The 22,753-nt window shown below is 47.4% G+C and carries 25 protein-coding genes and 1 pseudogene; 3 read left to right on the top strand and 23 right to left on the bottom strand.

The features are described 5' to 3' along the window. Positions 1 to 708 precede the first annotated feature (708 nt). From NSQ19_RS10845 to NSQ19_RS10865, 5 genes and pseudogenes are all read right to left on the bottom strand, one after another. Positions 709 to 951, bottom strand: a complete 243-nt coding sequence (locus NSQ19_RS10845) for a hypothetical protein (protein WP_133537601.1) — start codon at positions 949 to 951, stop codon at positions 709 to 711. 154 nt (positions 952 to 1,105) lie between these two features. Next, positions 1,106 to 1,677 (bottom strand): annotated as a pseudogene (locus NSQ19_RS10850) (group II intron maturase-specific domain-containing protein); the annotation flags it as partial. A 438-nt stretch (positions 1,678 to 2,115) separates the two neighbouring features. After that, the gene (locus NSQ19_RS10855) at positions 2,116 to 2,730 is read right to left on the bottom strand and encodes a DUF5626 family protein (RefSeq protein WP_237348389.1); all 615 of its coding nucleotides are present in this window, start codon (positions 2,728 to 2,730) and stop codon (positions 2,116 to 2,118) included. 228 nt (positions 2,731 to 2,958) lie between these two features. Then, positions 2,959 to 3,321 (bottom strand): HesB/IscA family protein, encoded by a 363-nt coding sequence (locus tag NSQ19_RS10860; RefSeq protein ID WP_013860122.1) that lies wholly within the window; start codon positions 3,319 to 3,321, stop codon positions 2,959 to 2,961. A gap of 172 nt (positions 3,322 to 3,493) precedes the next feature. Continuing rightward, a complete protein-coding gene (locus tag NSQ19_RS10865; protein WP_133537597.1) occupies positions 3,494 to 3,838 on the bottom strand; it encodes a YuzD family protein in 345 nt (114 codons plus the stop codon). A gap of 139 nt (positions 3,839 to 3,977) precedes the next feature. Here NSQ19_RS10865 and NSQ19_RS10870 point away from each other — a divergent pair, with 139 nt between their 5' ends. Next, positions 3,978 to 4,214: a NifU family protein gene (locus NSQ19_RS10870; protein WP_013860124.1), complete on the top strand. Its 237-nt coding sequence runs from the start codon at positions 3,978 to 3,980 to the stop codon at positions 4,212 to 4,214. A gap of 169 nt (positions 4,215 to 4,383) precedes the next feature. Here NSQ19_RS10870 and yutH read toward each other — a convergent pair whose 3' ends face one another. After that, positions 4,384 to 5,394, bottom strand: a complete 1,011-nt coding sequence (gene yutH / locus NSQ19_RS10875; protein ID WP_340702835.1) for a spore coat putative kinase YutH — start codon at positions 5,392 to 5,394, stop codon at positions 4,384 to 4,386. A 132-nt stretch (positions 5,395 to 5,526) separates the two neighbouring features. On the opposite strand from yutH, the gene NSQ19_RS10880 reads away from it, so the two are divergent. Continuing rightward, positions 5,527 to 6,030, top strand: a complete 504-nt coding sequence (locus NSQ19_RS10880) for a phosphatidylglycerophosphatase A family protein (RefSeq protein ID WP_328196079.1) — start codon at positions 5,527 to 5,529, stop codon at positions 6,028 to 6,030. A gap of 120 nt (positions 6,031 to 6,150) precedes the next feature. Here NSQ19_RS10880 and NSQ19_RS10885 read toward each other — a convergent pair whose 3' ends face one another. The 4 genes from NSQ19_RS10885 to lipA form a co-directional block, all read right to left on the bottom strand. Next, on the bottom strand, positions 6,151 to 6,915 hold the full coding sequence (locus NSQ19_RS10885; protein ID WP_017554576.1) for a TIGR01457 family HAD-type hydrolase: 765 nt from the start codon (positions 6,913 to 6,915) through the stop codon (positions 6,151 to 6,153). A 26-nt stretch (positions 6,916 to 6,941) separates the two neighbouring features. Continuing rightward, positions 6,942 to 7,382: a DUF86 domain-containing protein gene (locus NSQ19_RS10890; protein ID WP_029142398.1), complete on the bottom strand. Its 441-nt coding sequence runs from the start codon at positions 7,380 to 7,382 to the stop codon at positions 6,942 to 6,944. A 49-nt stretch (positions 7,383 to 7,431) separates the two neighbouring features. Then, a complete protein-coding gene (locus tag NSQ19_RS10895; protein WP_371729386.1) occupies positions 7,432 to 7,725 on the bottom strand; it encodes a YutD family protein in 294 nt (97 codons plus the stop codon). Positions 7,726 to 7,867: 142 nt separating this feature from the next. After that, positions 7,868 to 8,788 carry a lipoyl synthase gene (lipA, locus tag NSQ19_RS10900; protein WP_013860130.1) on the bottom strand — a complete coding sequence of 307 codons (921 nt, stop codon included), beginning with the start codon at positions 8,786 to 8,788 and terminating at the stop codon, positions 7,868 to 7,870. Between the two features lie 215 nt (positions 8,789 to 9,003). Here lipA and NSQ19_RS10905 point away from each other — a divergent pair, with 215 nt between their 5' ends. Beyond that, positions 9,004 to 9,987: a M23 family metallopeptidase gene (locus NSQ19_RS10905; RefSeq protein ID WP_035189645.1), complete on the top strand. Its 984-nt coding sequence runs from the start codon at positions 9,004 to 9,006 to the stop codon at positions 9,985 to 9,987. 29 nt (positions 9,988 to 10,016) lie between these two features. Here NSQ19_RS10905 and yunB read toward each other — a convergent pair whose 3' ends face one another. From yunB to NSQ19_RS10970, 13 genes are all read right to left on the bottom strand, one after another. After that, a complete protein-coding gene (gene yunB, locus NSQ19_RS10910; protein ID WP_017554582.1) occupies positions 10,017 to 10,739 on the bottom strand; it encodes a sporulation protein YunB in 723 nt (240 codons plus the stop codon). 390 nt (positions 10,740 to 11,129) lie between these two features. Continuing rightward, positions 11,130 to 11,432 carry a YunC family protein gene (locus NSQ19_RS10915; protein WP_029142400.1) on the bottom strand — a complete coding sequence of 101 codons (303 nt, stop codon included), beginning with the start codon at positions 11,430 to 11,432 and terminating at the stop codon, positions 11,130 to 11,132. A gap of 179 nt (positions 11,433 to 11,611) precedes the next feature. Beyond that, complete coding sequence (locus NSQ19_RS10920; RefSeq protein ID WP_328192393.1) at positions 11,612 to 12,988, bottom strand: bifunctional metallophosphatase/5'-nucleotidase; 1,377 nt, start codon at positions 12,986 to 12,988, stop codon at positions 11,612 to 11,614. A 264-nt stretch (positions 12,989 to 13,252) separates the two neighbouring features. Continuing rightward, the gene (gene sufB, locus NSQ19_RS10925) at positions 13,253 to 14,650 is read right to left on the bottom strand and encodes a Fe-S cluster assembly protein SufB (RefSeq protein ID WP_340702836.1); all 1,398 of its coding nucleotides are present in this window, start codon (positions 14,648 to 14,650) and stop codon (positions 13,253 to 13,255) included. 6 nt (positions 14,651 to 14,656) lie between these two features. Further along, positions 14,657 to 15,100: a Fe-S cluster assembly sulfur transfer protein SufU gene (gene sufU, locus NSQ19_RS10930; RefSeq protein ID WP_017553424.1), complete on the bottom strand. Its 444-nt coding sequence runs from the start codon at positions 15,098 to 15,100 to the stop codon at positions 14,657 to 14,659. Further along, positions 15,090 to 16,319 carry a cysteine desulfurase gene (locus NSQ19_RS10935; RefSeq protein WP_013860139.1) on the bottom strand — a complete coding sequence of 410 codons (1,230 nt, stop codon included), beginning with the start codon at positions 16,317 to 16,319 and terminating at the stop codon, positions 15,090 to 15,092. Before NSQ19_RS10935 ends, sufU begins: the two co-directional genes overlap by 11 nt. Further along, entirely contained in the window at positions 16,319 to 17,629 is a 1,311-nt protein-coding gene (gene sufD / locus NSQ19_RS10940) for a Fe-S cluster assembly protein SufD (protein WP_340702837.1), read from the bottom strand. Before sufD ends, NSQ19_RS10935 begins: the two co-directional genes overlap by 1 nt. A 16-nt stretch (positions 17,630 to 17,645) precedes the next feature. Further along, positions 17,646 to 18,431: a Fe-S cluster assembly ATPase SufC gene (gene sufC / locus NSQ19_RS10945; protein WP_017553421.1), complete on the bottom strand. Its 786-nt coding sequence runs from the start codon at positions 18,429 to 18,431 to the stop codon at positions 17,646 to 17,648. Positions 18,432 to 18,765: 334 nt separating this feature from the next. Further along, entirely contained in the window at positions 18,766 to 19,122 is a 357-nt protein-coding gene (locus NSQ19_RS10950; protein WP_019721395.1) for a hypothetical protein, read from the bottom strand. A gap of 247 nt (positions 19,123 to 19,369) precedes the next feature. Further along, positions 19,370 to 19,678, bottom strand: a complete 309-nt coding sequence (locus tag NSQ19_RS10955) for a thioredoxin family protein (protein WP_017554847.1) — start codon at positions 19,676 to 19,678, stop codon at positions 19,370 to 19,372. 57 nt (positions 19,679 to 19,735) lie between these two features. Next, positions 19,736 to 20,119 carry a glycine cleavage system protein GcvH gene (gcvH, locus tag NSQ19_RS10960; protein WP_017554848.1) on the bottom strand — a complete coding sequence of 128 codons (384 nt, stop codon included), beginning with the start codon at positions 20,117 to 20,119 and terminating at the stop codon, positions 19,736 to 19,738. 70 nt (positions 20,120 to 20,189) lie between these two features. Continuing rightward, entirely contained in the window at positions 20,190 to 20,549 is a 360-nt protein-coding gene (locus tag NSQ19_RS10965) for an arsenate reductase family protein (protein ID WP_029142403.1), read from the bottom strand. A gap of 104 nt (positions 20,550 to 20,653) precedes the next feature. Further along, positions 20,654 to 22,438, bottom strand: a complete 1,785-nt coding sequence (locus NSQ19_RS10970) for an acyl-CoA dehydrogenase family protein (protein ID WP_029142404.1) — start codon at positions 22,436 to 22,438, stop codon at positions 20,654 to 20,656. Positions 22,439 to 22,753 lie beyond the last annotated feature (315 nt).

Genomic DNA, 22,753 nt, shown 5'->3' on the forward strand with positions numbered 1-22,753 from the left:
GACAGACTGACCATGGAATTTGTCCTTACGTGGGGAATAAGGCGGCGAACAGAAAGTCATTCAGGATTCCGCAGAAGACTTTCCACTTTAAGGGGATTCGGAAAATATCTGAATGCAATAGGTATCTAGAGCTATGAAATACCTTCTAACTCTTCAGCTGCCGATGCGAATATGTAACGTAGATCGTATACACGTACTGTGGCAGGAAAAAGGGATTACGCCATTATCCAACTTGGTATCCCCATGGACTCCGTGCAGGTGACATGACATCACAAACTAAAGCTGACGGATGTTGACTGGAAAAACAATGAGATTCATCTGATACAAGGAAAAAAAACAGCCGCTATCACTTCCTTTGGAAGAATATGCTAGCAATGCCATAATGATTATATCCTTAAAGGCAGACCAATGTCAGAATCCTCTTATATGTTTCTAAAAAGTCTCGGACCCTAACATACCAACAATGAAGAGGCAAATTTCTACTGGTGAGACACCCTCAATAGTTTGGCACCCTTGTGTCATCAGAAAAAGTAAGTACCTTTTTGCAATAGATCTATATATACTGATTCGGCGTATATCACTGAGACTTGAAAGAAACCTCTTCAGGATATGCTCATAATAGCGGGAAAGTAGAGATTCATTTTTGGCTATAAAGACTTTCCACTCAAAGCTGCCAGTTTTGCTTAGCTCATGAAGAATTCCAAGACCTCACAAGCGCCAACGTAAAGCCTTTCGTGAAATATTACCACTATGGAAAATTTCCTGGTAATGACGGCTGAATTCATCCATCAGTCCAACACGATAGTATGTTTCAGATTTCTTACTGTAAAAACCTGAAATGGGATGAAAAGCAAGGCGACGATAGGAGCCGTTGCTTCCATCATACAACTGAAGTTCGAACAACCTTGCGGTAGCCAACTCAATTAATTCTTGGATTGCTACTTCATTCATAAAATATTTACCTCCACTGATAATAGATTTGTTTTTTAACCAAATCTATTATCAGATAGCCCAAAAGAAAAATATTGATACAAAGAGGAAGCCGGACTAATCCAGAAGTAGGGATAACACCACCATACGTATCGTTCGGTATACGGCGATTCAATTAGGATAAGTGACACAAAGTTTCATAACGTGATGAAAGACTTTTGAGCCCTTGGGAACTCCAGTAGGGGTTTCTAAGGGTTCTGAGCAGTATGGGGCTTTAGGATATACGCCAGTAAGCTTTGCGTGAGTTGCCTCATTCGTATGTTTTTTCTAGCGGAACACCTAAACCGATAAGTTTTCTTATCTTCGTTTTTGGCTTCTTCCAATTCTTTCACATGCACATCCGGAGTCTTCTTATGATCCATGAATCAAATTTCTTAAATACGCTGGGCGAGTCTGCCAGCGCGAAATAACCGCACCAGCCCATCAGGTATTGGTTTAGTTTCTCTATCCTATATTCTATCGGATAGGGCTTCTTTCTTGAAGTGATATCACAGATTTTATTTTTCACCCGTTTCACACTTTCTATGGCAATCCGTATCTGCGGTTTCTGGTGAAAAGTGAAGCTGAATCCAAGGAACTTTCTCTTCCATGGGAGGTCGACGGCGGATTTTGTCCGATCACCTTCAGCCTGAGTTTTCCCTCGATAAATGAGGTAAGAGAGTTCCTGACCCGGTGGCCTGCTTTTTCGTGTGTTCTACAGGTAAGAAAGCAGTCTTTCCCTCTATCTATCCGCTCCATTTACTTGGTATGACCTTCGGCAGAATGGGCTTTGCCTTGTTATACAGACTCACCCAGTCATATCCAGCCTTATATGAAGTTCGTGTTCCTCGGACAGGAGGTTTGCCTCCCGCCTCCTTCAGATTCCGCGTCACCGCGGACACCCTTGCGTTAGGCTAACCGTTACTTCTGCCATCACAGCTCTGGACTTGCATCCTATAGACTACGCCCAGGCTGGGCGCACACAAAAAGAGGATTCCCATACCTGTAGGAGTCCTCTTCAATCTCTCATTATGGTATTAGATTTTTTTACCACTAATTAATTTAGTAATCTTAATTATTCCAAATATTACTGTTGCAAAAAATAATACAGATACTATCCCTGTAATTATCATCGTGTTATCTCCTTTACTTTATAGAGGTGTACAGCGTTTTTCCCTTAATCTTTGCCCTTAGCCAACCATTCCAACCACCAAAATCCCAAATTGGAGTTCCAAAGGTAAAGTACAAAGTTGCTTGTTTAGAATTATCTATTTTCAGTTTACTTGATTTTACTGAAGAACCGATTATTAAATACCATTTACCATATGCTTTAGTTATTTTGTAATTAGAAATTTTAACTTTAAAGCTAGCGTTTACAGGTCCAGAATAAAAAGAAACTTTATGCACTCCTGATGTAGCTTTTACAGATGATGCTCGTACTACAGAAGTTTTTGGATTAGTAGCTTGTTCCTCTGGTTCAACAACAAATGTCCCTTGCTTACCATCAGGTAAAGTTACATTTTGTACTTGAGTTTCATTTGAATTCAAATCAAATTTAGCCTCTGTACTATCATTGCTATTCAAACCTGCCGGAGAGTTGACCGAATCATCTTGTAAATTTGTAGCATCCGTATTAATTTTCGTTGAGGTGTTACTATTACTTTCTGCACTAGCTTCAAATGGAATAGTCAAACTCACCAATAAAATTACTGTTAACGCTAAAAGGGCTCCTTTAAAAAAAGTCTTCTTTTTTCCAACCATTTCTCCTACCACCTTTTATCTATTTATTTTTAATTATAACATAATTGAGGACGGATGTAAACGTTTTTTTCAACTTTTTAGTTCCTTGCCGAAAAAAGTCAAGCAAAAATCACTTCAGCAGCGCAAAACCCCCGCCTGTCATTGGCGGGATATCCTGCGCTGCTGCAATGAAATGGGAACCTTGCTGGCGTATAAATATCCTGTTTTTGCAGCATCACTTTAAATGCTTCAGCATTTTTCCGGTGTGCCGGCTTTTGTTTTGGTTTTAAATGAGGAGCCGCAGCCGCAAGTGACAATCGCATTCGGATTATCGATCGTGAACCCGCCCCCTAAAAGCGACTGCTTATAATCGATAACCGTGCCGGTTAAAATCGGGGCGCTCTCATGATCGACGAGAATCCGGATGCCGTGCTGTTCGCCGACCGCATCGCCTTCTTTGATTTCGTGGTCAAGCGACAGGCCGTACGACAGGCCGCTGCAGCCCCCGCCGTTTACAGACACACGAAAATATGCGTCCTGCTCATCGTTTTGCTCCATCATGTCTTTAATTTGAAACGCAGCTGCTTCTGTAAGATGAATCACTTCACTCATTTTCCGAACCTCCTTTCCTTGATTATAACCATTTACACCGTGCAAAACAATGATTGCGTATCTTCCGGGCGCCGGGCAGTCTTAAAATGCGGGCTGCTTTATTTTAAAATTGCAGTGCATCTCGAAAAATTCAACAAAGCCGCTGTTGTAAACGTTTTTTAATGAAAAATTTTTAATCGTGCGCTGCAAACGCATTTTCCGGGATATAACCGTATTGTTCCATAACCGCATAAATTTTCTTTAGCCTTGGATTGCCTTCTGCCACCGGCTCGCCTTCAATGACAACAACCGGGTAAAACAGATCTTCATCCATCACTTTTTGCGCAAAAGCACGCACTTTTTGATCATTACTGGGTGCAAAAATATCGATATACTGGATGTCAAACGGCTGGCCCGGGTATTTCCGCGAAAGTGCTGCTTTGAGCCATTCGAATGTATCTTTAGAAGACGGCGCGCCGACGCAGCTTGCGCATATTTGCTCCGCCCCGTAAACTTGAATCGTCACTTTTTTCTCCATCAAACCCGCACCTCTTCCGTGGATTTCTTATTCATATTGTACACAACAGCCTGCAAAAAGGAAAACACTATATCCCTTTTTTATAATAGATTTTTCTCGTAATCCTGTATATAATGAGAGGTAAGAAAGGAGCGATCATATGCCTGCAGATACAATTACAGAACAAGTTCAGGAAGTATTGGATAAATTGCGCCCGTTTTTGCTCCGTGATGGCGGCGATTGCGAGCTGATCGACGTGGAAGACGGCATTGTCAAACTCCGCCTTTTAGGGGCATGCGGCAGCTGCCCGAGTTCCACGATCACGTTGAAAGCCGGGATAGAACGCGCATTGTTTGAAGAGGTTCCCGGCGTTGTGGAAGTTGAACAGGTTTTTTAACGGGCAGTACGCGGTTTCCTATCAAGGAGCCGCTTTTTTGCTGGGATAAAATGATTCTTGGCGTGGGCGATTCTCCGGGGCCATTCACACTATGCCCGGCATCCCCGCTTGCCTTCACGACGGACGGGCATGGCCGGCGGTGCGGTTCAGGTGCTTGCCGTTCTTTCTTTTATCGGGCTTTTAGCCATGCCACCCGGGGAATATGGTATTTTCTTATCGGGACTTCCGAGAGCTCATAAAATTCACCCAGAAATGCTTCGTATGCCTCTATCCCCCGTACAATTTTCCAAAGCTGTTCCTCATGCATGTTTTGTTCCTTTTCGGACCGGGTGAGAAAATAGGTTTCCACACATTCAAAATAATGAAGGGGAAACAGCAGGCGCGCGAAAATCAGCCGCCACGAAAAAGGCGAAAGCGGCGAAAGCGAAACATATTGCTGCAAAAACGCGCGGACATCAGGCCGGAACGTGTGTGTTTTCTTAAAATACTGCGCGCGGATCCACTCGGCAATGTCCCTGCCTGCGTGGTCAAACACCCAGTCAAACGGGTGGTGGATGATAAATTTCCGGCCCCATGTTTCGTTTGAAAACCGTTCATGGCAAATGGTGCCGGCATCCCCCGGGGCAGGCGCCTCATCTATTTCCGTATCGACGACATACTGGATCGCATTTTCACAAAGCCCCATGTAATAGGGAAACGTTTCGGCAAACAGGCGTTCAAACGGGCGGTCGGGGTGCTCTTCCACTGTCCGGTACCATGCCTTTTCCATTTGTTCAAGGCGCATTTCCCAGTAATTTTTCCATTCGCCCATCCGGTTTGTTTCCGTTATCGTGGCGGAAAGCGTGCGGCCGCGCAGGTGGAATTTCGCAAGCTTCCTGCCCGTGCGCATATTTCCGGGCGCTTTTTTATAGCGGTTTTCCAGTAAAACATAATCGCTATCCCCGTCCGTTACGAGAAACTTCTTTTCTTTAGATGGATAAAAGGCGGAGGCATAGCGGTCGCCATTCGTCACGAGGTGCCGGGACATTTCATATAATTCAACAAGCACATTTTCAGGAACATTTGTCACAGGAACGAGCGTATAAAGATTACCGTTTGCTTCATAGTGGACCCGTTTTCCGTCAAAAAAAGGCTGCCCGGCGTCAATGCCGTAATATTTTTTCAAAATGGCCTGTGCCATCATCTTCCCTCCCCCAAAAAATACATTGCACTTTCTACATTATATGTGAAGGAACGTGTATTCTTGCTTGATCTCATAAAATCCATTAGAATGATCATGCTAAAGAAAATGTCGAATAGTTGAGGTGAGAACATGGAAAACAAGAAAAATATGGATGTGTCAGAACAAATTGCAAGGCAGAGGTTGAAAGAACGGGGCGTAGAAGTGGAAGATATTGCGAAACTCGTCCTGTATTTGCAAGAAAAGTACTTTCCGGAAATGACACTGGAGGATTGCATGGAAAGTGTCAACGCCGTTCTGTCCAAACGCGAAGTGCAAAACGCCATTTTAACCGGGATCCAGCTGGATGTGCTGGCGGAAAAAGGGATGCTTGACGAACCGCTGCAAAGCACGATTGCGGTCGATGATTCCCTTTACGGCATTGATGAAATTATGGCTTTGTCGATTGTGAACGTGTACGGTTCGATCGGCTTTACCAACTACGGGTATATTGACAAACAAAAACCGGGCATTTTGGCAAAGCTTAATAACCATTCCGACGGCTCATGCAATACGTTTCTCGATGATATCGTCGGGGCCATTGCCGCTGCAGCCGCAAGCCGCCATGCACACAGAGTGGCGCGTGTGCAGCCGTAAAAACAGAAAAAACGGCAAGATACGTTTTATTGTATCTTGCCGTTTTTTCGGTCTTCGTTTTCCAAATAACGCGGACTTTGCCGAGGCGGGCATATGGCTCCTCCTTTTGCCCCGCGCTTGTCACACTTCCCACTGGTCAAGGGTATCAACCGTATAGGTTGGCTGGACTTCTTTTGTTTTCAACATTTCCTTTGTCGTTACGCCGGTATGGACGAGCAGGGTGTCAATGCCCGTGCGGATGCCCGCCAGAATATCCGTATCGTAATTGTCCCCAACCATGATCGTCTCTTCTTTTTTCGAACCTAGATATTCAAGTGCCTGCTCGGTAATGATCGGTTCCGGTTTGCCGATAAAGACCGGCTTGGTTTGGGTCGCAACCGCAAGCACCGAGGTTAAAGCCCCGTTTCCCGGGAGCAGCCCGCGTTCAGTTGGAAGCGCAATATCGGCGTTCGTGGAAACAAATTTTGCCCCATTACGGATCGCAATGGCGCCGAGGGCTAGCTTTTCGTAAGTAATCTCCCGGTCGATGCCGAGCACCACATAATCGGGGTGATCGGATGTGACCGTAAAACCTTTTTCTTTGATGGCCGTTTTAATGCCTTCTTCGCCAATCACATATACAGAAGCATCCGGTTTTTCCTCATAAATATAGCGGGCGGTTGCCATGGATGTCGTAAAGACCTGCTCCGTTTTTGCCGGTATATCGAATCCGCGCAGTTTTTCGGCAACCTGGGCTGGTGTCCTCGAAGAATTGTTTGTAACAAATAAATACGGGATCCCTTTTTCCTGCAACCGGCTGACAAAATCGCCGGCTTCTTCTATTTTTTCCGTTCCGCGGTACATAGTGCCGTCCAAATCAATCAAATAGGCTTTATACTTTTTCATGCTGAAATTCCTCTCTGTTTCGTTGCTTATTCCCCTTTAAAAGCGTTAACCGGGCCGAGTTCGTTTGCCAGGTAAGTGCGCACATCTTTCGGAAACCGTTCGAGCGCCTTGAAGTTAGCCGCAAGCACTTCCTGAAAAGTGGCGTAATCCGGATCCGTATATTCCCGGACAAGCTGCTTCCTGAGCGCGATGACAGCCGTCAGCTGCTTTGCCGATTCGGCTGAAACCACATTTTCATCTTCCAAAATGTCAATGATGTCTTCGTAGCTCCCCGGATCGCGCATAATAAACCCGTCAATGATCGCGTTTCCGGCATCAAGGACCGATTCGATGACTGTTTCTGCAATTCTTTCCAAAGCAGCCTTTTCGATTTCGGTCTGCCAGGCCGGTTGCGCTTGAAACAAGGCAAGCCGCTTTTCCATAAATGACAATATCCCGTTTATTTTTTCACGATCCACAAAATACATCCTGTCACCTTCTGCCTAAAATTTATCAACTGGCGGTGCCGGGCAACACTTATTTGGCAACGACTTTCTTTGCGACAAAATAGGCACAGCCGAAATTGCAGTATTCATAAAGATATTCCGTGAGTGTACTGATTCTGGTGTCAAAAGTGGATTTCGGATTGCGGTCATCAAAAAAGCCGCGCAGCCGCAGCTGTCCGTAACCCCAGTCGCCGACAATATAGTCGTACTTTTCCAGTATTTCACTATATCTGCATCGGAATGCTTCTTCATTGTAGCCATTCCGGTAATTGTCAATAATCTCGTACGTATGGCGGTGGATGGTGACCAAGTTCAATCCCTCCATTTTCCCCGTGTGCCTTCCTGCCTAATTTTATTATAGCGAAAAAACGCCCAAATTCTAAGCGGAACGCGAAAAATTTTTTCAACTCCATTGAGCGGAATTTTCCGTGAAAAAAACTGCGCCCATCAAGTGCGCAGCCTGTTTCTCAAATTTGTTGCGTTTGTTCCATGTTCCCTAAAATATGCTTTGCTTTTGCAGCGGCACCTACCTGTTCATCCGCATGGTATGAAGAGCGGACAAGCGGGCCGGATTCGCAGTGGCTGAATCCCTTTTCAAGCGCTATTCGTTTTAATTCGGCAAATTCATCCGGGTGGTAATATTTGACCACTTTCATATGTTTTTTCGTCGGCTGCAAATACTGCCCGAACGTCACGATGTCCACATTATTGGCGCGCAGATCATCCATTGCTTCCGCCAGTTCTTCCATCGTTTCGCCGAGGCCGACCATGATGCTTGATTTTGTCGGAATCTCCGGCTGCATTTCCTTTGCCCGATGCAAAAATTCAAGCGACCTGTCGTACGTGGCGCGGGCGCGGACCCTTCTTGTCAGCCTCCGGACCGTTTCGATATTATGGTTTAAAATATCCGGTTTTGCATCCATCAATGTTTTTAAACTTTCGTACCGGCCCTGCAAATCGGAAGGCAGCACTTCAATGGTCGTAAATGGATTTATGCGGCGGATCGCACGGATCGTTTCAGCCATTACCGCTGCCCCGCCGTCTTTCAAATCATCACGGGCCACCATCGTCACAACCACATGCTTCAAGTTCATTTTTTGCACCGATTCAGCAACCCGTTCCGGTTCCTGCCAGTCAAGTTCGGACGGCAGCCCTGTTTTTACGGCGCAAAAACGGCAGGCGCGTGTGCACGTATCGCCCAGAATCATGAAAGTTGCAGTCCGCCTTGTTCCCCAGCATTCATGGATATTCGGGCATCTCGCTTCTTCGCAAACAGTATGTAAGTTTTCCGTGCGCATTAATTTTTTTAATCCTGTATAATTTTCATTCGTATTAAGCTTGATTTTCAGCCATTCTGGTTTGCGTAAAATCTCTTCCTGTTTGTTCATTTTCCATCTCTCCCACCATTTTCCCGGGTTTGTTCTCTCTCACTTTACCACATTCGGCACTTCTTTGAAAAGAAAACGCCACCGGTTTTTCCAATATTTAATATTGATGAAAATCCGCTGCTCTTTCCACAATAAGCATAAGAAGATTTTCATATTGCGATTTTCTGTTTGTACGGTGCCAAATCGACAACATTGACAGAAAGAGGGTTTTCACATTGCGGTTTGCTTTGCTTTTCTGCCTTGTAACGGGGCTTTCATTTTCTGCCATTCATGCCCAAGCAAAAGAAATGCCCGATAAAGAAATGTACAAAAAACGGATGGAACTTTATCAGCATATGGAGGCATTTACCCAGATTCCGTGGTACAATTTGGCAGCTATCGACCAGTATGAACGGAGCATCCGGTTTGTCCGTTCCGACCTGCCGAAACCGGCCGGCCTTATTTCCATTTATTTTCCCCCTGAAAAGTGGTCCGGGCTTTCCAATCCGAACCACAATGATACCCGCCCGCTTTCGATTGCGTTTTTCGGCGGGATCGGCAAGGACGGGAACGGAGATGGGAAAGCTGACCGCAACCATGATCTGGACGTGCTTTTTACGATGAGCGACTATTTGCTGCAGTATGGAACGGACGACGACGGCTTTGAAATTGCGCTGTGGCATTATTACAAACGGGATAAAGCCGTGCAGCTGATTACGGAAAAGGCGAAGATTTACAAGACATTCGGCACCATTCAGCTGACAGACCAGGCGTTCCCGATCCCGCCCGGATACAATTACAGCTACCGGAGCACATGGGGCGACCGGCGCGGCTGGGGCGGGCGCCGCATCCACGAAGGGACGGATATTTTTGCCGATTACGGCGTTCCGGTACGCGCGACTTGTTACGGGGTCATTGAATTGAAAGGGTGGAACAAGTACGGCGGCTGGCGCATCGGCATCCGTGATTTGAACAATTCGTATCATTATTTTGCCCATTTAAGCGGTTATGCCAAAAATTTGCATGTCGGCCAGGTCGTCAAACCGGGCATGCTGATCGGCAGCGTCGGCAGCACCGGTTACGGCCCGCCCGGCACATCCGGAAAATTCCCGCCGCATTTGCACTACGGCATATACAAAGACAACGGCCGAAACGAATGGTCTTTTGATCCTTACCCGTACTTAAGGAGATGGGAATCGCTTGAGAAACAGCGGAAATAAGGAGCACTACAATGCGAATGTGGCGCTCCTTATTTCGTGCTTTTCGGCAGTTCGATGAGCGGCTGCGCACCGCCGCCGTTTCCGTTATAAAATTGCGGGACATCGCCATTATAGTTGCCCATTGCAAGCGGGACATCATGAGTGTAAGTGATGACATCCGAGGCAAACGGGATAATGACCTGCATTTTGATTTTGATTTGAACATAAATATAAAAAAATGCGTTGTTAATGCCGTATTCTTCTTTTTTTACTTTAATATTGGAGCTTTCAACATCCCCCACCATTTGAAAGGTCACGGGAATATCCGGCCCCATGTTCCCAAGCAGGGCGATATTGGTTACTTTCCCGAGCGGAACGGAAAAAATTTCGGGTTTTGATTTTTTCTTTTTGCCGAGCATGCCGTCGTTTGATATTTCTTCAAGAGACGTAATGTCTCCTTCTTCCACTTCTTTAAATTGGCGGGTAATTTGGTTTTCAATTTCAGACTGGGTGGCGGCCAATTCCCGCGGGTCAATCGTATCCAACTTGCTGTTTTTTCCGCCGCTCACATGGTCTTTAATTGCTTCGTTCGTGACATACGAGGCGATTTTTTTCATTTCCGACTCGGCGTACCGCATTAATGTTGGTTTTATGCCTTCGTCAATAATGATAATGCTGATAATGGTAGTCACCGTAAAAAATGCGATGGAAAGCAAAAGCACATACCGCGCCGGCAATGGTCCCCGCCGTTTTGAGGTGCGGAATTTTCGCATAAAAAATCCCCCCTGAAAGCAAATATATGTCTGTACAGGAGGGATTATGATCAAAAAACGCGGTCCTGGTTGGTGTGCTGAAGGATATTTTTATGTTTTCCGGCTGCGGTGCGGTTTGTCTTTCCTAATCTGTGAATGACAGACATTTCGGCGGTTCCGGCAATGCGGTTTGTCCTTCATCACCCCTATGAAGGACATTTCGCTGTTCCCGGCACATGTTTTGTCCTTCATCACCCCGATGAAGGACATTTCGCTGTTCCCGGGTCTCCATTTTGTCCTTCATCACCCCGATGAAGGACATTTCGACACTTAGGGCCCTGCTTTTTGTCCTTCATCGCCCGGGAAAGACGCATGCAACACCTTTTTTTGTGCTTCAGTCTGATCGAACGTTTAGATCATTTTTAACAGTGCCTTTTTCCCGATCATGCCGGCGGTAATACCGAGTTTTTCCGCTTCATGGGTGACCGACTCGAGCGGTGCTTCCAGCAATTGTTCGATCGTCTTCACACCGACTGCCCTGCCGGCGATAATTTGGCGGTCTTTTAGTTGATCATTCAACAAGCTCACATCAAGCGCACCGCACATAATATAGCCCTTGTCGCACGATACGGCCAGCAAGGTTGTTTTCGGCAGCCGGACAGTTGTCGCGATAAACGTATGTCCCCCGATCTCAACAGGCGTTACGGTTACCATTTCCATCCACCCCTTTCTTTTATACTTTATGAAAAGGGCGGTGAAAAGTTCCTGCCAGCCGCTGTGCTGCCATATCCCCATTCCGCAAAAAGGCCCTTGGAAACTCCGTTGGCATCACTGATTCTCGGGGCCAGGAAACTTCGATTGATGCATTGCTGCCTTGCTTTGCGTCTGGGTATTTAATCCTGCTGGCCGTATTCCTTCAATAACTTCCATTCCATTACGTCACGCAAAAATTCCGGCATAAAATAATGGATTTTCGCCTCACGGATATGCGGGAAAAAGTCGCCAAATGTGTACATATCAATCGTTCCAAGCCTGTAGATGCGGTCCGGCTCCAGCGGCCTGCCCCCCACCTCTATTTTCTGCAAAGCATGATTAAAGCCGATATTCCGGTAAATAAACCGGCCCATGATTTTCCCGCGGAAACCGAGCCCTTTCAGCTCCAGATGCGGCCATTTCGGGTCGAGCGTGGAAAGAAGCACTTCCTGAAGTTTTTCGCCTGTCAGCTCGACCAGGCATGGGTTGATCGGGTGCGGGAGAATACGGTGGAGATCAAATTTCGTGACCGGCCCGTGTTCCAGACTGTCAAGCACAAGGCCGGCATTTAAAAACGCGCAATCGGCATCGCACCATTCCATTACCGCATCGCAAAGCAAGCCCGCAAGCCGGTTTTCCCTGAACCAGTCCGATTCCAATTTTTCCGGTAAATACACAAGTTCTTGATTCAATAATTTTTTTCCTTCAAAATAGTAATGTTCAATCTCGGCCGTTTCTCCGGGCGGTTCCTGGAAGTTTCCGGTCGGTAAAGCACGGGCGGACTGATAGACTATTTTTTTGGCAGCCGGATCGATTTCAAGCTTGACATGACCGATATAATAGCCGTATTTACCGGCTGCAGCAAGCAGCGTCCGTCCGTCCATTTCGCCTTTTGCCAGCACATGGTGCGTATGCCCGCCCAAAACAAGGTCCACTTCCGGGTACAGCTTTGCAATAAGGCGGTCGTCATGAATGCCGAGATGCGACAAGACGATAAGGATATCCGCCTCGTTTTTTAAAATATCCATTTGTTTCCCAAGTTCTTCCAGCGGATTGGAGAGCTGCCAGCCAAGCAGCCGGTACAGTTTATAAAATCCTGCCGTCACACCGGTTACCCCGATCTTGACACCGCTTTTTGTCATGTACAATTTCCGCGGCGCTGCCCACTGTGGCCGTTTCCCGTTTTCTCTATACAGGTTGGCAAGAATCACGTCAAATTGCGCTTCCCCATACAATGTGTCAAGCGCCTCGTGCGGCATCGTAATTCCTTCATTATTGCCGATGGTTGCAGCCAAATACCCCAGTTGATTTAAAAGCCGGACATTTGCTTTGCCCATGGTCCCTTCTGTATACGGATGCCATCTGTCGACATGGTCGCCAAGATCAAACAGTAGCATCTCTTCATGTTGCCGGGCATGCTGCACCTGTTTCCGCTCAAGAAAATGGCGGATTTTCGGCCAGTTTTCAAAATGGCTGTGGATATCATTTGTATGGTATATATGTAAAATTTCGTTCATGTTTGGTCCCCTTATCGTTATGAGGGTAATCTCGTCATGCCGTTTCATACGGCCGCTTTTTATCCTTTATGCTTATGCAGTTTATTTTACCACGATTTTCAAATCGGCGCCCCATGAAAAAAACAGCCGCGCGGAATCCGCAAGCGGCTGTTTTTTCTGCCATCACGTTTAAAACCGTGCTTTACAGCAGGATATCAGCAGGAGCGATTCGCGGGGTCAATCGCAACCCTACGTTCACCCTTTATAAACGTTGATATATCAAGGTTATCCAATCGAGCCTTCCATCTCGAACTTGATCAAACGGTTCATTTCAACGGCGTATTCCATCGGAAGTTCTTTTGTGAACGGTTCGATGAAGCCCATCACAATCATTTCCGTTGCTTCCTGTTCGGAAATGCCGCGGCTCATCAGGTAAAAGAGCTGTTCTTCCGACACTTTTGAGACTTTTGCTTCGTGTTCCAACGAAATATTGTTGTTTAAAATTTCGTTGTAAGGCACGGTGTCTGATGTGGACAGGTGATCCATAATCAGCGTGTCGCATTCGACATTGGAACGTGCGCCGTCCGCTTTCCGGCCGAAATGCACCATGCCACGGTATGTGACTTTTCCGCCGTGTTTTGAAATCGATTTGGATACGATCGTAGACGACGTATTCGGCGCCAGGTGGTACATTTTTGCGCCGGCATCCTGGTGCTGGCCTTTTCCGGCGATCGCGATCGACAGCGTCATGCCGCGTGCCCCTGCGCCTTTCAGCAGCACGGAAGGATACTTCATCGTCAGTTTCGAACCGATGTTGCCGTCAATCCATTCCATTGTCGCATTCTCTTCACAAACAGCACGTTTCGTTACAAGATTATAAACGTTGTTCGCCCAGTTTTGGATCGTCGTATAACGGCAATAGGCATTTTTCTTGACAATAATTTCAACGACTGCGCTGTGGAGGGAGTTTGTCGTGTAAACCGGCGCCGTGCAACCTTCGACATAGTGGACAGAGGCACCTTCGTCAACGATGATAAGCGTCCTTTCAAACTGCCCCATATTTTCCGAATTGATCCGGAAGTAAGCTTGCAGCGGGGTATCCACTTTTACACCCGGCGGAACGTAAATGAAAGATCCCCCCGACCAGACAGCCGAGTTTAAAGCCGCAAATTTATTGTCCGTCGGCGGAATGACGGTTGCCCAGTATTTGCGGAAAATATCTTCATTTTCTTTTAAAGCGGAGTCCGTATCTTTGAACACAATCCCGAGTTTTTCGAGATCCTGCTTCATGTTATGGTAGACAACTTCCGATTCGTACTGTGCAGAAACGCCGGCCAGATATTTTTGTTCCGCTTCCGGAATGCCCAGCTTATCAAATGTGTTTTTGATTTCCTGCGGCACTTCATCCCACGAGCGGCCGGCATGTTCCGTCGGTTTGACGTAATACGTTATGTCGTCGAAATTTAACGCGGACAGATCGCCGCCCCATTGCGGCATCGGTTTATTGTAAAAATGTTCAAGAGACTTCAGGCGAAAATCAAGCATCCATTGCGGTTCTTCTTTCATTTTTGAAATTTCTTCCACAATTTCTTTCGTCAATCCGCGTTTTGCACGGAAAATGGAAACGTCTTTATCATGAAAGCCGTATTTGTAATCGCCGATTTCCGGCATTTTTTTAGCCATCAGCCATCATTCCTCCAATCCTTTTTCGCTTCTTACCCCTTTTTCCATTGCTTTCCATGCCAAAGTTGCACATTTGATCCGGGCGGGGAATTTGGATACGCCGTGTAATGCTTCAATATCGCCAAGATCTTCCGACTCTTCATAGTCTTTTCCCTGCACCATTTCCGAGAAAATGTGGGAAAGTTTCAGCGCTTCATCGACTGTCTTTCCCTTGACGGCCTGTGTCATCATGGAGGCCGACGCCATCGAGATGGAACAGCCTTCACCGGTAAATTTCGCATCCCGGATGAGGCCGCCCTCCACTTTCATCGTCAAATGGATCCGGTCGCCGCAAGTCGGGTTATTCATGTCGACTGTCAGGCTTCCATCTTCCAAACTGCCCCTGTTCCGCGGATTTTTATAATGGTCCATAATCACACTGCGGTAAAGCGCATCAAGATTAGAAGACATTTGTGAAATACTCCTTTGCTTTGACGATACCGGCAACAAGTTTGTCAATATCTTCTTTCGTATTATATAAATAAAAGCTTGCGCGTGCGGTCGCTGTCACGTCCAGCCATTTCATCAACGGCTGCGCACAGTGGTGCCCCGCGCGGATCGCAATTCCTTCCGCATCGAGAATGGTCGCGGCATCATGAGGATGCACGTTTTCCAGATTAAATGTCACAAGGCCGGCGCGTTCGTCTGCGCTTTCCGGGCCGTACACCGTAATCCCTTCTAATTCAGAAAGCTGCCCGAGGCAATAAGCACTTAAATCCTGTTCATGCGCGGTGATTTCATCAAGCCCGATTTCTTCGAGAAAATCGATGGCTTCCCCGAGGCCGATTGCACCGGCAATGATCGGGGTGCCGCCTTCAAACTTCCACGGAAGTTCTTTCCAGGTGGAATCGTACAGGCCGACAAAATCAATCATTTCGCCGCCGTACTCGAGCGGTTCCATCTCTTCAAGCAGCGCCTTTTTGCCGTACAGGACGCCGATGCCGGTCGGACCGCACATTTTGTGGCCGGAAAATGCAAGAAAGTCGCAGTCAAGATCCCTTACGTCCACTTTCATATGCGGCGCACCCTGGGCGGCATCCACGACCATGTAAGCACCACGGCTGTGTGCAATTTTCGCCATCTCTTTTACCGGGTTAATCGTGCCGAGCACGTTGGAGACAAGTGCTGCTGCCACTATCTTTGTCCGCTCCGTGACCGTTTTTTCCACATCTTCAAGCCGCAACGTGCCGTTTTTTTGCATCGGCACATATTTCAAAACGGCGCCTTTTCTTTTGGCGAGCTGCTGCCACGGAATCAGGTTGCTGTGGTGCTCCATGTAGGTAATGACGATCTCATCGCCTTCCTGTACTTGTGCATCACCGAAACTGCGGGCAACAAGGTTCAGCCCGGCTGTCGTCCCTTTTGTAAAAATTATTTCTTCCGTTGATTCGGCGCTGATAAATTTGCGGACTTTTTCGCGCGCGCCTTCGTAATGGTCGGTCGCTTTTGTCCCAAGCGTATGGACGCCGCGATGGACATTCGAATTATATTCCCGGTAATATTGGTTGACGGCCTCAATGACACGGAGCGGCTTTTGTGAAGTCGCAGCACTGTCTAAATAAACAAGCGGGTGGCCGTTTACTTCCTGGTCCAATATGGGAAACTGCCGGCGAACTTCTTTGATATCCATTATCTGACTTTCCTTTCAATGACTTCCGTCAATTGTTTTTTTACACTTTCGATCGGGAGCTGTGTGACAACCGGTGCAAGGAAGCCGTGGATGATCAGCCTTTCCGCTTCAGTTTTTGAAATTCCGCGGCTCATCAAATAGTAAAGCTGGACCGGGTCGACACGGCCGACAGATGCAGCGTGGCCGGCCATGACGTCGTCTTCATCAATGAGCAGCATCGGGTTTGCATCGCCGCGCGCTTTTTCGCTTAGCATGAGGACACGCGATTCCTGCTCGGCGTCCGACTTGCTCGCGCCGTGCTCGATTTTGCCGATCCCGTTAAAAATCATCGTGGACGCGTCTTTGACAACGCCATGTTTTAAAATGAAGCTTTCTGTATTTTTCCCGAAGTGGGTAATGCGCGTTGTAAAGTTTTGCGTCTGTTTGCCGCGGCTGACCACAACGGTTTTGGAATGGGAAACGGATCCGTCGCCCACAAGATTGGTCGTATTGTCTGAAATCGTATTGCCGTCATTCATCATGCCGAGCGACCATTCAATTTGGGCATCGCGCCCGGTGTAACCGCGGCGGTTCACATATGTGGTGACCCCTTTTGCAAGCGCATCAACCGCGCCGTATTCGATCTTTGCATTGGGGCCGGCAATGACTTCCGTTATGATGTTCACAATGCCTTTTGCACCATCGTTTGCCGAAATATAGTTTTCCACATAGGTGACGGCACTATTTTCTTCAGCGACCACCAGCACATGGTTGAAAAGCGGTGCTGTTTCATGGTCGTGTACATAAATGGCCTGAACCGGTTCTTCGAGCACAACGTTTTTTGGCACATATAAGAATGTCCCGCCGTTCATCAGCGCAGCATGGAGCGCCGTCAAACGATGTTCATCAGGCTTAACCGCCTCTGTCATCAAATATTTTTGGACGAGCTCAGGATGTGTCCTCACTGCTGTCAAAATATCGGCCAAAATGACGCCTTGTGCTTTCGCGCTTTCCGACAAGGACAGATAAGCCGGTGTCTGATTATGCTGGATATACAAGTTTTGCTTCGCGTTTTCAAGATCCACGAGTACCTTTACTTTTTCCGGCAGTTCATTCAAAGTGCTGTAGGCTGCGCTTTCCATGCTGAAATCGGTAAATTGCGTAAAGTTCCATTTATTCAGTTTCGTCTTGTCCACTTCCGGAAGCGGCAGGACCTGGGCCCGGGCTAATGCCTGGAGGCGGAACTCCTTCAGCCATTCCGGTTCACCATTTTGTTCGGAAAAGGTGCGGACATCTTGCTCATTCATTGCTAATTTCGTTTCTGTCATCAAGTCTCTCGCCCCCTGCTTAAGCTTCCTGGCCGACCGTTTCGTCTTCGATGCCAAGTTCCTGTTTGATCCATTCGTAGCCTTCCGCTTCAAGGCGGTTTGCCAGTTCAGGGCCGCCTGATTTGACGATGCGCCCCTGCATCATGATGTGGACGGCATCCGGTGTAATATAGTTTAACAATCGTTGGTAGTGGGTAATGATAATGCAGCCGAAATCTTCGCTGCGCATCGAGTTGATCCCTTTTGCGACAACTTTCAATGCATCGATGTCAAGGCCGGAGTCGATTTCATCGAGAATCGCAATTTTCGGTTCAATCATCATAAGCTGCAAAATCTCGTTCCGTTTTTTCTCGCCGCCGGAAAAACCTTCATTCAAATAGCGTTGCGCCATGTTCGTATCCATTTCAAGAAATTCCATCTTTTTGTCGAGCTCGCGGATAAATTTCATCAGCGGGATTTCATTGCCTTCGCCGCGGCGCGCATTGATCGCCGAGCGCAAAAATTCCGCATTTGTCACGCCGCTGATTTCGCTTGGATATTGCATCGCGAGAAACAGGCCGGCTTTCGCACGTTCATCGACTTCCATTTCCAGCACATTTTTTCCGTCAAGCGTGATGGTCCCTTGGGTAACGATGTATTTCGGGTGCCCCATAATGGCAGAAGACAGCGTCGATTTCCCTGTTCCGTTCGGGCCCATGATCGCATGAAATTCACCGCTGTTTACTTCCAGATTGACCCCTTTTAAAATTTCTTTTCCCTCTACTTCGACGTGAAGATCTTTTATTACGAGTTTTGATCCTGCCATAAAAAATTCCTCCGTTGTTTGTATATTCAGATCCAATTTATTCTTAATTTATTCTCATTATTATTTTATAACAAATGAAAACTATGCGCAACTAGTAAAAACCTGTGGATAACCATGGCATGCCATCTTTTTTCCGCGGTTTTCCGGTCTTGTTTATTCATTAATAATAGCACAAAATAGAGCCGGTATAAAATTCCTGATACAGATTTCTTGAATTTCCCTGGATTGCGCATTGGGAATCCGGGCAGCCGCCTGAAACGGCATAAAAAAGCCGGGATTTGTTTTGCAATCCCGGTTATGCTGTGATTCTCATTTTCAGTCTGTTATTTGATAATCAGGCGGATCTGGCTTTGCTTTTTGGCACAGGTTGCGGAGTTCCCGCAAGCCAGAATAAAGATTCCAGCAATAAAAAATGGCGATACGTTCCCCTGTACCGGAGTTCGCCCATTTTCAGAAATGTCCCGAGGCGCGCACGGCGGGACAGAAGCTGTTCGAATTGCCGGAGCGCCATTTCCAGTTCAAAATCCGCTTTGCCGGTTTCAAGCTGCACGCAACACTCCTTGGAAAAAGCAACGAGCAAGCATTCTTCCCCTGTGCGGAACGATACGGTAACAGGCACCGCCGGCAGCAGCATCCGCAATTGTTTTTTCCGTGCCAGGCTGTTCAGGAAAAACTGGATGGTCCGTTTCATGGCAACACGCTCCAATCCTCATTTCCTTTACCTATTCTGCACGGGTAGCGCTGATCCTGCCGGAATCGTTCAACAAATCGCGCGCTTTTCCGGCCGGTTTTGGCGGCAATGCTCGAACAGTGTCTGAAAAAAGTTTTTTCTGCGGTTTGAACGGCGTTTTTGCGCAAAAGCCTGCCCGTTTTTTTCCGCCATGCAAGCGGTGTTTCCGTTTATGAATGCCCAAATCGGATGTTCCGCCGTTTTCTCATTAAAAAGAAGACAATTTTTCAAATAATGCCGGGACGGATTGAAAAGCGTACACTTTGTCTATTGCTTTCCCGTTTTCAAGGAGGAGCAGGCACGGTACGCTTTCGATCTTGTATTTTTCCGCCATTTGTGGCACGTAATTCAGATTGGCTTTGGCATAAGGAAAGCGGGGGACGGCCTGTTCTGCAATCTCCAGCATCCTCCCCGCCAGCTGGCATGTGCCACATAATGGCGTGTAAAAGTACAGGGCGAGTTTTTCTTCCTGCAAAATCCGTTCCTCCAGTTGTTTTTCCCTTGTCCAGTCCTGCATGGCAATCCATCCTTTACACAAAAAGGCACCGCAGCTTGGAGTGCAGTGCCAGTTATTTTATGCTTCGTTGATCATTTCCTCGTACTGTTCCGCCGTCAGCAAATCATCCAGTTCAGCAGAGTCGGCCGGTTCAACGACAATCATCCACGCTTTTTCATACGGGGATTCGTTGACGAATTCCGGGTTATCGCTCAAGTCGGCATTAACCGCAACGACTTTGCCGCTGACCGGCGCGTACAGTTCCGATACCGTTTTCACGGATTCGACACTGCCAAACGGTTCTTTCGCCGAAACTTCATCGCCTTCTTCTGGCAGTTCAACAAATACGATATCGCCGAGTTCGGCCTGGGCAAAATCAGTGATGCCGATCCGGACATGGCCGTCTTCTTCTTTCACCCACTCATGATCATCCGTATACCGCAGTTCTTCAGGTACCGCCATCTCAATCCCTCCGTTATGTATCCGTAATAGCCTTCAGTTTTAAATTACCGAAAACAAGCACTTAAATCAATCACTTTTTCAATAATTTTTCATAGGCATCTTCTTTAAAGCCGAACATGGCAAAGGCATCGCCCGCAAGAACCGGCCGTTTGATCAGCATGCCGTCGGAAGCCAGCAGTTCAAGCGCTTCTTCATCGCTCATTTCCGGGATCTTATCTTTCAAACCGAGTTCGCGGTACTTCTGCCCGCTTGTGTTGAACAGCCTTTTGATCGGCAGCCCGCTTTTTTCATAAAAGTCCTTAAGAAGCGCTTTTGAAGGCGGATTTTCGACAATGTGCACCGCTTCATAGGCAATGCCATGTTCGTCCAGCCATTTTTTCGCTTTCCGGCAAGTCCCACATTTCGGATACCAATAGAAAGTAAGGGCCATTTTGTCCACTCCTGTCATCATCTTGTCTTATCTGTATGTTAGCCGATTTTCCCCGGCGATGCAAAAGAAAAGGGACTCCGGCGGGCCGGAAATCCCTTTTTGCATTACAGCACATAGCGTTCTGCTTCGATAATTCTATCCGCGGCTTCGCGTTTTTTCGCAATGACGTTGGTTGGCGTATGGCGTGCCAGCTTGCGGAGGGCGGAAAGCGTCATTTGCAGCTGGTCGCCTTCAAGGCAGGCTGCGAGCGATTCTTTTGCAATTTGTTCGCATTGATTGAACGCTTCCTGAGTGAAAATTTGGGTATAGAGCAGCTTTTGGTTATGTTTTTCGGCACCGTCTTTGTTGATTGCTTTTTCCGTCCGGAGCACGCATGACTCTGCGGCATATACATTCGAAACGAGATCTGCCACGTTGGCAAGCAGTTCCTGTTCGTTTTCGAATTTTTTGCCGTACGTTTGCAGGGCGGTACCGGCAACAAGCAGGGTAACCTTCTTCATGTTGCGGACGAGATATTTTTCCTGCTCGAGCGGCGCGTCGCCGACTTGTTCCGGCATCATCATCATGAGCTCTTCCTGCAGGCTTTGCGCTTTTTGCAACAGCGGCAGTTCCCCGCTGAACGCTTTTTTCACGTATGTGCCCGGCACGATCAGGCGATTGATTTCGTTTGTCCCTTCAAAAATCCGGTTAATCCGGGAATCGCGATAGGCACGCGAGACTTCGTATTCATCCATAAAGCCGTAACCGCCGTGGATTTGCACCGCTTCATCGACGACATAGTCCAGCACTTCGGAAGCAAAGAACTTGTTCAGCGAGCATTCAATCGCATACTCGGCGATCGCATTGGCCACTGCCCGCCCGTCTTTTTCTTCTTCCGGCGTAAAATGGCTCATTCTTTCATCAAACAATCCGACTGTCCGGTAGACGGAACTTTCGGCTGCGTACAGTTTGGATGCCATCGTGCCGAATTTTTCTTTTGTCAGGTTAAACTGCGAGATCGGCGTTTTGAACTGCTGGCGGCCGTTCGCGTATTTGACGGCGATTTCGAGCACGTGCTTGCTGGAGCCGACCGCGCCGACGCCCAGTTTATAACGGCCGATGTTCAAAATGTTAAATGCAATTTTATGCCCTTTGCCGATTTCCCCAAGCACGTTTTCAACCGGCACCGGCACGTCTTCCAGGATAAGCGTCCTTGTGGAAGAAGATTTAATCCCCATTTTCTTTTCTTCCGCGCCCGTTGAAACGCCCGGGAATGTGCGTTCCACGATAAAGGCCGTGAACTTGTCGCCGTCAATCTGCGCATACACGGTGAAAACATCAGCAAAGCCGGCGTTCGTGATCCATTGTTTTTCCCCGTTTAAAATATAATGCGTGCCGGCTTCGTTTAATCTTGCAACGGTTTTGGCGCTCCGTGCGTCCGACCCCGAGCTTGGTTCCGTTAAGGCATAAGCCGCAAGCCATTCGCCGGTTGCGAGTTTCGGCAAATATTTTTTCTTTTGTTCTTCGTTGCCGAACAAAACGATCGGAAGCGAGCCGATGCCGACGTGCGCGCCGTGGGAGATGGCAAAGCCGCCGACTTTTGCGAGCCTTTCGGAAATCAGGGCGGAGCTTACTTTATCAAGGGCGAGGCCGCCGTATTCTTCCGGCACATCGGCGCTCAAAAGCCCGAGTTCGCCTGCTTTTTTCAGCAATTTAACAGAGCGGTCAAATTCATGGTTTTCCAGATATTCAATTTGCGGGACCACTTCATTGTTCGTATAGTCTTCCGCCGTTTTGGCGATCATTTTTTGTTCTTCTGTCAGCTCTTCCAGCGTAAATACTTGATCCGGTGTAATGTCATCAATTAAAAAACTGCCGCCTTTTACAAATGCATCCGTTTTGTTCGCCATTTACAATTCCTCTCCCTTTTATCTGTAATGAGCGGCCGCAGATGTGCTCCGCGGCTCTTATCTCCATTAAAAACAATTCAACAGGCCAGGTCCGGCTCCGGCGTTTTGCCTTTAAACGCCCATTCTGCAGTGAACGCGGCACCAGCGGAAAAATGAAAATCATCCAGCGTATATTTTTAGGATAGAGACAGCTGATCCGCTTTTTACCCTGGTCCGGTCTCTTGCCGCTTGGAACCTGCTGCTCTGCTTTTAGCCCTGGTATCCATCCATTTCAAAACCTTGCCATGGTCCGGTACCTGCACGTTTCCATTTGAA

It is taken from the genome of Weizmannia sp. FSL W8-1119, from assembly GCF_038008605.1.
Lineage (GTDB): Bacteria > Bacillota > Bacilli > Bacillales > Bacillaceae_C > Weizmannia > Weizmannia coagulans.

Coding starts and splice junctions, on each gene's coding strand:
- NSQ19_RS10845 (WP_133537601.1), bottom strand. CDS start 951: ATGAATGAAGTAGCAATCCAAGAATTAATTGAGTTGGCTACCGCAAGG.
- NSQ19_RS10855 (WP_237348389.1), bottom strand. CDS start 2,730: ATGGTTGGAAAAAAGAAGACTTTTTTTAAAGGAGCCCTTTTAGCGTTA.
- NSQ19_RS10860 (WP_013860122.1), bottom strand. CDS start 3,321: ATGAGTGAAGTGATTCATCTTACAGAAGCAGCTGCGTTTCAAATTAAA.
- NSQ19_RS10865 (WP_133537597.1), bottom strand. CDS start 3,838: ATGGAGAAAAAAGTGACGATTCAAGTTTACGGGGCGGAGCAAATATGC.
- NSQ19_RS10870 (WP_013860124.1), top strand. CDS start 3,978: ATGCCTGCAGATACAATTACAGAACAAGTTCAGGAAGTATTGGATAAA.
- yutH (WP_340702835.1), bottom strand. CDS start 5,394: ATGGCACAGGCCATTTTGAAAAAATATTACGGCATTGACGCCGGGCAG.
- NSQ19_RS10880 (WP_328196079.1), top strand. CDS start 5,527: ATGGAAAACAAGAAAAATATGGATGTGTCAGAACAAATTGCAAGGCAG.
- NSQ19_RS10885 (WP_017554576.1), bottom strand. CDS start 6,915: ATGAAAAAGTATAAAGCCTATTTGATTGATTTGGACGGCACTATGTAC.
- NSQ19_RS10890 (WP_029142398.1), bottom strand. CDS start 7,382: ATGTATTTTGTGGATCGTGAAAAAATAAACGGGATATTGTCATTTATG.
- NSQ19_RS10895 (WP_371729386.1), bottom strand. CDS start 7,725: ATGGAGGGATTGAACTTGGTCACCATCCACCGCCATACGTACGAGATT.
- lipA (WP_013860130.1), bottom strand. CDS start 8,788: ATGAACAAACAGGAAGAGATTTTACGCAAACCAGAATGGCTGAAAATC.
- yunB (WP_017554582.1), bottom strand. CDS start 10,739: ATGCGAAAATTCCGCACCTCAAAACGGCGGGGACCATTGCCGGCGCGG.
- NSQ19_RS10915 (WP_029142400.1), bottom strand. CDS start 11,432: ATGGTAACCGTAACGCCTGTTGAGATCGGGGGACATACGTTTATCGCG.
- NSQ19_RS10920 (WP_328192393.1), bottom strand. CDS start 12,988: ATGAACGAAATTTTACATATATACCATACAAATGATATCCACAGCCAT.
- sufB (WP_340702836.1), bottom strand. CDS start 14,650: ATGGCTAAAAAAATGCCGGAAATCGGCGATTACAAATACGGCTTTCAT.
- sufU (WP_017553424.1), bottom strand. CDS start 15,100: ATGTCTTCTAATCTTGATGCGCTTTACCGCAGTGTGATTATGGACCAT.
- NSQ19_RS10935 (WP_013860139.1), bottom strand. CDS start 16,319: ATGGATATCAAAGAAGTTCGCCGGCAGTTTCCCATATTGGACCAGGAA.
- sufC (WP_017553421.1), bottom strand. CDS start 18,431: ATGGCAGGATCAAAACTCGTAATAAAAGATCTTCACGTCGAAGTAGAG.
- NSQ19_RS10950 (WP_019721395.1), bottom strand. CDS start 19,122: ATGAAACGGACCATCCAGTTTTTCCTGAACAGCCTGGCACGGAAAAAA.
- NSQ19_RS10955 (WP_017554847.1), bottom strand. CDS start 19,678: ATGCAGGACTGGACAAGGGAAAAACAACTGGAGGAACGGATTTTGCAG.
- gcvH (WP_017554848.1), bottom strand. CDS start 20,119: ATGGCGGTACCTGAAGAACTGCGGTATACGGATGATCATGAGTGGGTG.
- NSQ19_RS10965 (WP_029142403.1), bottom strand. CDS start 20,549: ATGGCCCTTACTTTCTATTGGTATCCGAAATGTGGGACTTGCCGGAAA.
- NSQ19_RS10970 (WP_029142404.1), bottom strand. CDS start 22,438: ATGGCGAACAAAACGGATGCATTTGTAAAAGGCGGCAGTTTTTTAATT.